The sequence below is a fragment of the Clostridioides sp. ES-S-0123-01 genome (assembly GCF_020658415.1).
GTDB lineage: Bacteria > Bacillota > Clostridia > Peptostreptococcales > Peptostreptococcaceae > Clostridioides.
This window is the reverse complement of the sequence record NZ_JACVWD010000003.1, coordinates 645063-656821: the sequence shown is the minus strand read 5'-3', so window position 1 is coordinate 656821 and position 11759 is coordinate 645063. Positions and strand designations below refer to the sequence as shown.

Sequence of the window (11759 nt, the reverse complement as noted above, 5' to 3'; positions counted from 1 at the left end):
ACTCACCCGTCCGCCGCTCTTTACCGAAGTAAATCGCTCAACTTGCATGTGTTAGGCACGCCGCCAGCGTTCATCCTGAGCCAGGATCAAACTCTCAAATAAAAGTTTATCAGGCTCAGATACTATTATTATCTAAATATCTGGCTTTATGGTTTGTTTCTTGTTTTATAAATTAACCTACTGTTTAATTTTCAAAGTTCATTTTGTTCTCTTTCGAGTACAGTAATAATAATATCACCTTTCAAATAACAAGTCAATACATTTTTTTATGTTTTTTTACATTTTTTCTATTCTTTTGTATAAAACAAATTTATCTTGTTACACTTTCATGTAGAATTAATCCTTATTTTGTTTCCACTTTATTATCTATTAATTGTAAGTTATAGCTTCTAATAACCTCTATTAGTAGTTCTGCATATATACGATTCCCACTTTTATCTTCAGCTGTACTATATCCAGCATCTTCTAATGCTTGTGCCTGACTAATATAGTCTTTTGCTTCAAACAATCCATTTTTTCTATACCTTTTATTATTTACTAAAAATAAACCATGGTCTTTTACAGAGTCCTCTAATGAGCCATATGACCTAAAACTTGCTACAATTTTTTCATTATAATGTTCAGAAGTTGAAATTGCTACACTTTTTCCCTTCCACGCTTTATCTGCCTTTATACCAAATAAATTATTACTTTGCTTTGTAAGTTTAGAATTGCCCCACCCAGATTCTAATATTGCTTGTCCAATTGTTATAGATGGTAATATACCATAATCGATATACTCTCTTATAGCTGAGTCTTCTAATTTCTTTATAAACTTAATTTTTTCATCACTATCTTTTAGTTCCTTATTTCCAAGATATGTGTATTCTAAATCCTTCATGTATTTTTTTGCTCTACTTTTTTGAGAAGCGTCAAATTTCAATTCATTCAATACTTTCTTAAACTTTTTTACCTTGTATACTTTTTCTCCTTTATCATTTTTGTCTTCTACTATAAATTTTTCACCAACATTTAATGTATCTTTCTTTTTTATATTACTTAAATCTTCATCATAAATTACCATATCTATAGCAAGTAACTCCTTCCAGCTTAATTGAACTTTTCCGCCCCCTGCTTCATCAGCTACATCCATATAGTATTCAATTTTAGTAGTTTTTATATCTCTTACCTTATATAAGTCTTCAAAATATTTTGTTATATTAAAAACAGCTATTATACTTGCTATTATAAACACAGTAATAAATATCTTCTTAAATACAAGCTTTAACCTTCTTACAGCTTTATTTTTGCCTAAATTTTTTATACATTTTCTAGCCATATTATTCCCCCTTGCTAATTGTATTCCTTATCTTATCATAATTTTTATATTAAGTCGTTATATTTTAATTCTGTCTTATATAAAATTTAAATTAAGCTAACAAAAGCTAATTTAAGTATCTTCAATTAAATTTTTTTACTATTATATCCACTATATACTTGCTTGCATTTCCATCCCCATATGGATTTGAAGCTTTACTCATTTGAATATAATTATTTCTATTTGTTAATAATTGTTTTACAGAATTATATATATTTTCTTCATTTGTACCTATTAATTTAAGTGTTTTTGCTTCAATACCTTCTATTCTTTCTGTCTTTTTTCTTAACACAAGTACTGGTTTCCCTAGCGATGGAGCCTCTTCTTGTATTCCACCACTATCAGTCATTATCATATATGATTTGTTTAAAAAATTGTGAAAATCAACTACCTCCAAAGGCTCTATAATGTGAATTTTTTTAGTGTTTTTCTCAAATACTTCACTGGCTATACTACGTATTTCAGGATTTAAATGTATAGGATATACTACCTGTACATCTTCAAATTCATCTACTATTCGCTTTACAGCTCTAAATATATTTCTCATAGGTTCTCCTAAGTTTTCCCTCCTATGAGAAGTCAATAAAATCATTCTGTCATCACCAAGCTTATCCATTATAGGGTGAGTATAATTTTCTCTTATTGTCATCTTTAATGCATCAATTGCAGTATTGCCTGTTACAAATATATTGTCTTCAGACTTTCCTTCTGAAATTAGGTTTTGTTTTGCCAAATTAGTAGGAGCAAAGTGTATATCAGCAATAATTCCTGTAAGTTGTCTATTTAGTTCTTCTGGAAATGGAGAATATTTATCATAAGTTCTAAGTCCTGCTTCTATATGACCTACTAGAACTTTACTATAAAATGCAGTTAAACTAGTAGCTAGAGTTGTCGTTGTATCTCCATGTACTAAGATTACGTCTGGCTTTTCTTTATCTATAATCATGGGAAGTTCATTTAAAACTTTACATGTTATATCATTTAAACTTTGCCCTTTTTTCATTATGTCTAAATCATAGTCTACATTTATATTGAAAGTTTCTATAACCTGGTCAAGCATTTCTCTATGTTGTGCTGTCACACACACAATACTTTTTATATGCTCTCTTTTTTCAAGTTCCTTAATTAAAGGAGCTACTTTGATAGCTTCAGGTCTAGTTCCAAATACAGTCATAACCTTGATGTCATTCATTTATATCTCTCCTAATCAACTATTTATATACTATAATTGTCTATTTATATAACAAATTTATTTATACCAAGATTTAATAATCTTTATACTCTCTTTTGATGGATAAAAGTTTTTTTCTTCATCAATTTTACCTACACAAAACACAGAAAAACCATTTATCCAATCCTCTTTTTCAAAAACTCTCCTATATGCTTCAAAGCATCTCGCTTGTTCTTCATCATTTATAATTTCTGAAGGAACATGATTCCATGGTTGAGAACTTGCATTTTCTCTATTTGAAAAGCCTAATTCTCCAAAAAATATCGGTTTATGATGAACCTTATAAAGATTATATAGTTCTTCTTTTATATTTTGTCCTCTATTATTCACAGTAGATGAATATAAAGCAGAAACCAATTCGTCAACTGTATTGACAGATTTATCACTTAACTCAAAATACGCTGCTATGGATATAAAGTCTAACTTATCAAAAAAATTATTATTTAGTTTTTGTTCATAAGATAATTTACTATTTAAATCACCTTTTCTCGTATACCACCAATTAGTTCTATATGTTACAAGACCATCAAATTTTGATTGTACAAAATCTATTATTTCACCCCAATTTTGTTGATATTCTTCTAGGTATACAAAATTAGAGCCTACATTTAAAACCTTTACATCCAATGGATTTGCTACATCTTCTATAAGTTCATTTAATACAGTATTTTGCCAGTTATAAAAAAATCTTTTTTTATTCATAGGATTCCAATCTGTCTCATACAACTCTCCATTTTTTATCCATGGATATGCTTCCAATATTGTGGAAATACCCTGCTTGTTTAATTTTTTTATTAGTTTGATTGCCTTTTTTTTGCTATTATTATCTATTGACATGATATCAGAATTAATATCATCTACAGTTATAACTATAGGTACATTTATTGTATTCAATCCTAGCTTATCTATATCCTTCATAACTTGATTTATTTCATAATCTATAGATAAATTGGCTGATTTAATCTTGCCCTCATACTGGCTATCTACTAAACTTCTATTTTTTAATTCAATATTTACAAAATAAATTATAAATACAAAAGTTAAAATAATTCCTAAGATTAAAATATTTTTCTTAAATTTAAATTTGTTTATATTTTTATTCAAATCATATACCTCATTTTAAAATAATAAGTTTACTGTATTATCTTCTTTTATATTTCTTGATAAATAATATTGATAGAATTATAGCTACAGTTATAACAATAAAAGAAACAACAAAAAAAACTTTAGCTGTTTTACTTATATTCAATTCTCTACTTGAATCTTTTATTTCTTTATTTATTTTTGTATTGTAATTTAAATCTTTTACTTCTCCATATTCATCAATTGTTAGTGTATCTCCTTTTAAATCATTGCCTTGACTTTTATTTAATAAATAATCCATTCCTAAATATAAATTTTTTTCATCTATTGAGCTGATTACCATAATATTTCTTTGATTATTGTAAGGTGATTTTATCAATTGTATTGATGAAATATTTTTACCATAATCGTCAATAAAGCTTATCTTATCATTTGATAAAAAGTTAGAATAGTTTTTATTGAACTTTACATTTAAGTTGCTATTTATCATCTTTATAACAGAGTTGTTAAGTGGTGCTCCAAAAACTATAATATTCGCATCTTTATATTTATTGATAAACTCTTTTCCTCTAATTACATTTATGTTTCCTTCATGTGAACTAATATTTGCACCTAAATTAACACCTAGTCTGGACATCCATGTCATTGCTTGAGACCCAGAATAATCTGGCATTATTACAGTTAAATCATTAAACCTATCATTTTTAACAAATGGATATGGATAACTTTCAAAATTCAGTGACTGATTTTCTTTTGTCGATAATTCCAAGTAAGAACTATTTGACACGTATGCCCAAGGATTATTACTTTCTCTTGTAACACAATTTAAATTTTTTATATTTAAATTAAACACCAACTTAACTTGATAGTAGTTTTTATTATCTATATCTTTAGGTATTTTTAATTCTAGCTTGTCATTGTCTGAATATGCTCTATCTAATTTTTTACTTCCTACAACAACATCATTTATATATACTGTAACTAATGACTTGTCAAAATCCAAATTATCAGAATATCTTAAATTTAAAACAATCTTTGAACCATTATTTAACTTTCTACCTTTTGGTATTCTAACATCAAATAAAGCTTGTTGACTAAATGCACCTTCCAATAAAATATCTGCATATCCTAATTCTTCTAAAGTCATATGTCCTAAATTTAATTCTTGTTCACCATCAATCTTTATATTAGTATCTTTATTTACAAGTATTGATGATGATAGAATTTGATTAGAAAGTCTATTGTCTATCAATACTTTAGATGCTTTTATTAAATCTTCTTCATTACTACCTATTACCACCAGCATCTTCTTATTATTGTTATACGGAGAATTTATCTGCTTAATTATACAATTTGAAGATAATAAAGTTTGTTCCTTTGCACTTAGAATATTCAAAATTTCTTCTGCTGTATTTTCAGGTTTACCAATGTATATAATGTTATCATCTGACCAGTTCTTCATTTCTGAATATAATTTAACGTCAAACTGTAGCTTATCGTTCTGTGTTATTTTTCCAAATTCTGATGCTAAATTAAACACAGCTGTAGATTCACCTCTACTCATATTATCTGGAACTACTAAAGTTGTATCTAATTTAAAATTTTCTTCAATTTCTATATATGGATATGGATACTCATTTATTGAATTGCCCAATTTTTTCTGCTTATATCTAATTGATGTATAAGATTCCTTATGAATAACCATCCAGTTCCCAGTGTTAGAATCATCCTGACATATTTTGTCAGATATTGTTTTATATGCTTTTACTTTTATTTCATTATATCCTTGTATTATATAATCTTTAGGTATTGATACTTTTAATGTATCTTTATAATCTTTTTCGGCATTTAGTTTAATCGATTTTATTGGTACATTATTTATTAAGATAGTTAAACTTGAAACATCTCCATTTAATATTTGACTCTTACTAAAATTAAGATTAAATAATACTTCCTCAACATCCCAATTTTTGTTTACTTCAAAAAAAGTACTATTGCTACCTATAACTCCATCAATAGTTACATCTCTTTCAAACTTATAATTTTTGACTTTGGTTTCATCAGCTTTTACTTCATCTACAAATGCGATATTTGAAAAAAACAATACTAAAGATACAATTAATACAACAAATTTTTTCATGTTAATACCTCCTGTACATGAATTAAAATCTTTCCGTTTTATACCATTTAACTTCTCTTTTAAAAATTATATCTTTTAAATACTCTACCATTCCTTTTATAGCAACAAATAGCCATAGTTGAGAATATGTAAAATACATAAGTGCTACTATAAATATATTCTCAATTGTAGCCTCACCTTTTTCTATAGTTAAGCTTATACTCACTTCTATGATAAATAAAATGTATGATAGTATCCATATTATAATAAAGTTGATTGGAATAGAAATCTCTATTAATTTAAATACACTTAAAACAAATAAAATATCTGAGATAATAACAGATGTTAAAAATAGAAAATATACAGAAAAAAAGTAGGCTATATCAAATACAATTTTATTTTTACCTTGTTTAAATATATTTTTTATATATTTCATTAAAACGTATATATTCCCTTTTGCCCATCTGGTCCTTTGCTTTATCCAAACTTTAATAGTTTCTGGTTCCTGTTCCCATGTTATCGACTGTGGCACAAGCTTTATTTTATATCCTAACTTATATATTCTAAAGCTAATTTCTGTATCTTCTGCAATTGCTTTGCTATCCCATCCCCCAATTTCTTCTATAATACTTTTTCTCAATATAAAGTTAGTTCCTGGTATTGTACATAAATTAAATAATTGCCATCTACCAGCTTGAGACATCCATTGAAAGCTTAAGGTTTCAATATTTATAAATTTCGTCAATAGATTTTTACTTTTATTTCTAGTTCTAAACTTTCCAATAACAGCACCTAATTCATCATCTAGAACTATTGTTTGTATTAAATACCTAAGTGCATCTCTATCTGGGGTATTATCTGCATCATATACTGCTATAAACTCTCCTTTTGAAATTTTATATCCAATATTTAATGCATTTGATTTTCCCTTACCTCCAGTCATGCTATCTGTATTTATAATAGTAAAATTATAGTTTTTGTATTTACTCTTTATGCTTTCTAAAATTTCTCTACTATTATCAGAAGAGTTGTCATTTATCACAATAAGTTCCATTTTATCTTTAGGATAATTAAGTAGTAATAAAGATTCCACAGTCCTACCTATCACCTTTGCTTCATTATGAGCAGGAACAAGTATTGATACCACTGGATATCTATCAATTTTTTTTATTTTTTTATCAAAGTTCTTAAAATAAAATAGATATCCCCCCATAGCTAAAACTATATTTATAAGTAGTAAAGACCATATACTAAATAAACTAAATATAAATAGATACTCTGATACATTTAATCCTCTCATAAAATTCACCTAAAATCTTTTTAAATATTAGCACTTCATCTAAACTTTTTTATTTTAAAAATTTCTTTTTATCTATTTTTTTAAAATATATAAATATAATTACAAAAACTAAAACACTTATAGATACTATTGATATTAAAATTTTGCTGATTTTAGATATAGATTTAAACCTAGTTTCATCTTCTTTATTTTTTTCTAAATTTCTATCATAGTTGACTTTAATTTCATTACCATTATTTCTTATTTGTATCTCATCAACCTTTACCCAATTATCAAAATCTCTTAAATCCAAAAACTCTATATTTTGTTTTTCTAGGTATTCTATTGTATCTTTCAAATATTTTATATCTAAATACGAATGAAAGAAAAAACCACCACTAAAACCTCTGACAATAGATAGTGTATCTAAATTTTCTTTTATGTTTTGAAAAGTAAGTTTATCTTCTGGGTCTATATATCCCAAATTTTCAGGAATGAATATGTTAAATTCTTCTGTATCCCTAATTACATATGGATACGTATTTGTGCTAAATTTTTTATCATTATTTTGATGTTGCCCTACATAAGTAGAAAAATATTTTTTTAATTCTTTATATCCTTCAGATTCTATTGCATAATGAGGAGCTTCAAATGCAAGAGGATAAATTCCATTTTCTATACATATTCTAAGCCCTTTTAAAACCCTATCTTTCACAAAAATTGTCATATTTTCTTTTAATGGCTCATCTTTTTCCCCATCCCAAAATTCATATCCTTCTCCAGAAACTTCTTCATTTTTATATTTATGTGTGTATCCATGTAATATCACTGTACCACCCTTATCTTGCATATATTTTACTGCTTTAACAATCTCAGGGCTTTCTGATAAAGTCGTTATCTTATGATTTTTAGGATTTACATAAGCTGGTATCAAAGCAATTGTAAATGGTATATTCTTATTGCTTAAATAATCAGCTATTTTTATTAATTCTTTTGGTTCTCTAAATGCATGTACATCTTCTATTCTTACGAATATACGACCTTTATTGAAAGTTTTAACATTAAACACATCATTTAGTGAATCACAAAATATATAAAATAAAACACCATCTAAATCCAACTTTGACACATAGAAAAGATTTTTATCATTTACAATATACGGATATTCATTTACTGTATCACTAATAGTTCCTATAATTTTATTGTTTTTATCTGTTGATTTTACAATATTAAATAAATAGTGTTCCTCCAAGTTATACTCTTTACCTTTATAGGTTACACTGTTTATATTATTTGTTTTTTTTACATATTCTAAGTTATATTTCTTATATTCCAACAGATTTTCTATACCATGCCCTAACCAGCAGATGACTCCTTTATAAGAATCTAATGAATTAATTAAGGTGTTAGTTTTTTCATCATTACTATATGAATTTTCATTTATTCCTATAATAAATATATGACTATAATAAGTTTCATTTATCTCATTATCATAGTTGCTTAATTTTAATAACTCTATATTTGAGCTAAATCTACCTAATAGAGTCCTCACAATTTTCAAGATATCTCGATTGTAAGATGTTTCTTTCTTAGAATCATAAATAACCAGTACCTTATTTGTATTAGAATAAGTCTCTACCGCATATGAGCATATATTAAAATTTGACATTATCAATACTATTAAAAGCGCAATTAACACTTTAGATAAATTTTTATTGTAAGTTTTAAACATCATACTGCAATTCCTCTTCAACCATATTCTTAAAATTTATACTGTCTCCAAAAGTATCTTTATACTCTAAAATTGCAATTTTCACATCTATATTTACATATCTTCCTTTATTATTTAAATCTAAGTTTAACTCTTTTATCCTCTTCTTTATTCTATCTCTAACAACTTTTGAGCCTTCTAATGCTGTGTTTGGCATCAGTATTCCTATCATATCTTTTTGTAAACTGTATATTATATCTTCATTTCTTGTACATTCCACAATATTTGAACTAATATATTTTACTATTTTGTTAGTTTTACTTTCACCAAATATAGTCTGTAGGTTTTCATAATATGGTAATTTTACTATCATAAGAGAAAAAGTAGTAGTATATCTGACTGACTTACTTATTTCCATATCTACATCATTATAAAAAATTTTTAAGTTTCTAAGCCCAGTTTCATTATCTATAGTTACTAGTTCCTTATATTGTTCAGTTAATTTTATATTTGTAAGTTGTAATTCATTTATGTTTTTATTTATGTTCCCCATTATAATTGAAGATATTGGTATTGCTATTATCCATATATATGATATAAACTCAACATCTATATTGTGAGTAATATTGTTATATAAAATATAGGATGTATATATAAATATAGTTATTGAACTTGTTATTAAACCAACTACTGAGTTTGATAAATAAGTTAACATTATTATAAAAAAAATAACTGATAACATTATAAATACATTCAGTTTATTTTCTGTTCTAATAGATAGTATTACTATCCCAACAATTAAAAATATAAAAACAAACAAACTTAACATTAATAAATCTATCTTTTTATTTGTCCCATTCATTTTTTATAAATTTACACCTCCAATTATTTTATTAAGTTGCCCATTTTTTCTAATTATTATTAAAATCAATATGTAAATAATTTTTTAACTTAATAAAAATAAATTAAATTATATATATATAAATAAATAATAAAAAAACAAGCAAATATTTAAAATTAATGCTATCTATTTGCTTATCTTTAAAATAATTATCATGTATGTATTTATAGTAAATAAATTATATATATCTATAACATACACATATTTATGTATAAGCAAAAAAATAAAACTGTTCAATAATTAGAAAATAATTTCTAAATAAGAACAGTTTTATTAAGTAAATATTATTAAATAAATAATACTCTATTTTGATTTTAACTCTATCCAAGCCTTATCGTATAACTTGATGTTTTCACCAATATCTTCAAAAGTTTCACATTTAGCAAGTACATCCTTAGATGGATATGCAACAGGATTGCTAGTTATTTCTGGGTCCAATAACTTTAGTGCTCCTGTATTAGGTGTTGAATATCCAATATACTCAGCATTTACTTTTGCATTTTCTGGGTCTAGCAAGAAGTTTATAAATAACTCAGCTTCTTTTTTATTTTGTGCTGTTGTAGGTACACACATAGCATCCACCCACTTGTTTGTACCTTCTTTAGGTATAGCATAATCAAGGTCAGGATTTTGATCCATCAATGTAACTGCATCTCCAGAATACAACATCCCCATTGCAACTTCTCCACCTAATAATCTATCTTTTCCTTCGTCGTTTACATATGCTAAGACCAAATCCTTTTGCTTTATTAAAAGATTTTTTGCTTCATTTATTTCTTTTGGATTTACACTATTCATACTGTATCCTAATTTTTTAAGGGTTATCCCTATAGTATCTCTAACAGAGTCAAACATCATCATGTTTCCTTTATATTTTGGATTCCAAAGTATATTCCAACTATCTATAGGCTCTTTAACTTCTTTTTTATTATATAAGATTCCAAGAGTACCCCACATATATGCAACACTATATTCATTAGTTTCATCATATACAGGATTTAAAAAACTCTTATCTAAATACTTCATATTAGGTATATTTTTAAAATCTATTTTTTCCAAAAGACCTTCATTTTTCATTTTTTCTACCATATAATCTGATGGAAAAACTAAATCATAATGAGTGCTACCACTCTTAACCTTTTGATACATCATTTCATTAGTATCATAAGTTGAATACTGAACTTCTATTCCTGTTTCTTTTTCAAACTTATCTATAAGAGATTCATCTATATAATCACCAACATTATATACATTTAGAACCTTTGTAGAATCTGTTGACTTATTACATCCTGTAAATAAAGTTGCTGTAATCATACCTACAGTTATAAGGGATATTATTTTCTTAAACTTAATCATTATTTAGTCCCCCTTACTATAGATTCTTTTTTATTAGCCAATAGAAGTAATCCTAAAACCACCGCAAACATTATCGTTGATAATGCATTTATTTCAGGCTTTATACCTCTTCGAGCCATTCCATAGATTTCTATAGAAAGATTACTTACACCATTTCCAGCATTAAAGAAACTTATTATAAAGTCGTCTATTGACATAGTAAATGCAATCAAAAATCCAGAAACTATACCTGGTTTTATTTGTGGTAAAATTACTTTTCTAAGAGCATACATAGGTGTTGCTCCTAAGTCCATAGCTGCATCTTCTATATTATCAGGTAATTGCTTCATTTTTGGTAAAACTGAAAGTATAACATATGGCAAACAAAACATTATATGTGCTAATAACATTGTTGTAAAACCAAATTCCATTTTTACAAATACAAATAGACTCATAAGGGCTACTGCTGTAACTATTTCTGTATTTAAAATAGGAAGGTAGTTTACATTCAGTATTAATTTTTTACTCTTCCCTCTCATCTTATGTATTCCTATAGCACTTATAGTTCCTACTATTGTTGATATTACAGATGCTAATATAGCTATAACAACAGTGTAATATAAAGCACTCATTATACTTTCATTTTGAAGTAATTGACCATACCATTTCCACGTAAATCCATTCCATCTTGCCATTGATTTTGAATCATTAAAAGAAAATAGTACCAATGCAAATATGGGTGC

At 26.2% G+C, this 11759-nt stretch carries 9 protein-coding genes and 1 rRNA gene; all 10 read right to left on the bottom strand.

Annotated features, from left to right (window positions below; genetic code table 11):
* Window positions 1–102, bottom strand: a 16S ribosomal RNA gene (locus tag IC175_RS09945); the annotation flags it as partial.
* A gap of 241 nt (window positions 103–343) precedes the next feature.
* Entirely contained in the window at window positions 344–1318 is a 975-nt protein-coding gene (locus IC175_RS09940) for a glycoside hydrolase family 73 protein (RefSeq protein ID WP_227831602.1), read from the bottom strand.
* 121 nt (window positions 1319–1439) lie between these two features.
* Window positions 1440–2549 (bottom strand): non-hydrolyzing UDP-N-acetylglucosamine 2-epimerase, encoded by a 1110-nt coding sequence (gene wecB, locus IC175_RS09935; protein WP_227851477.1) that lies wholly within the window; start codon window positions 2547–2549, stop codon window positions 1440–1442.
* Window positions 2550–2606: 57 nt separating this feature from the next.
* Window positions 2607–3692, bottom strand: a complete 1086-nt coding sequence (locus IC175_RS09930; protein ID WP_227851476.1) for a glycoside hydrolase family 113 — start codon at window positions 3690–3692, stop codon at window positions 2607–2609.
* Between the two features lie 37 nt (window positions 3693–3729).
* On the bottom strand, window positions 3730–5811 hold the full coding sequence (locus IC175_RS09925; protein ID WP_227851475.1) for a cellulose biosynthesis cyclic di-GMP-binding regulatory protein BcsB: 2082 nt from the start codon (window positions 5809–5811) through the stop codon (window positions 3730–3732).
* 22 nt (window positions 5812–5833) lie between these two features.
* Entirely contained in the window at window positions 5834–7090 is a 1257-nt protein-coding gene (locus tag IC175_RS09920) for a glycosyltransferase (RefSeq protein WP_227436615.1), read from the bottom strand.
* Window positions 7091–7139: 49 nt separating this feature from the next.
* On the bottom strand, window positions 7140–8804 hold the full coding sequence (locus IC175_RS09915) for a DUF2334 domain-containing protein (protein ID WP_227851474.1): 1665 nt from the start codon (window positions 8802–8804) through the stop codon (window positions 7140–7142).
* The gene (locus tag IC175_RS09910) at window positions 8794–9642 is read right to left on the bottom strand and encodes a diguanylate cyclase domain-containing protein (RefSeq protein ID WP_227436619.1); all 849 of its coding nucleotides are present in this window, start codon (window positions 9640–9642) and stop codon (window positions 8794–8796) included. Before IC175_RS09910 ends, IC175_RS09915 begins: the two co-directional genes overlap by 11 nt.
* A gap of 342 nt (window positions 9643–9984) precedes the next feature.
* Window positions 9985–11037, bottom strand: coding sequence for an ABC transporter substrate-binding protein (locus IC175_RS09905; protein ID WP_227482919.1), 1053 nt, complete (start codon window positions 11035–11037; stop codon window positions 9985–9987).
* Window positions 11037–11711, bottom strand: a complete 675-nt coding sequence (locus IC175_RS09900) for an ABC transporter permease (RefSeq protein ID WP_227436781.1) — start codon at window positions 11709–11711, stop codon at window positions 11037–11039. The genes IC175_RS09905 and IC175_RS09900 overlap by 1 nt, the downstream gene beginning before the upstream one ends.
* Window positions 11712–11759: the final 48 nt, after the last annotated feature.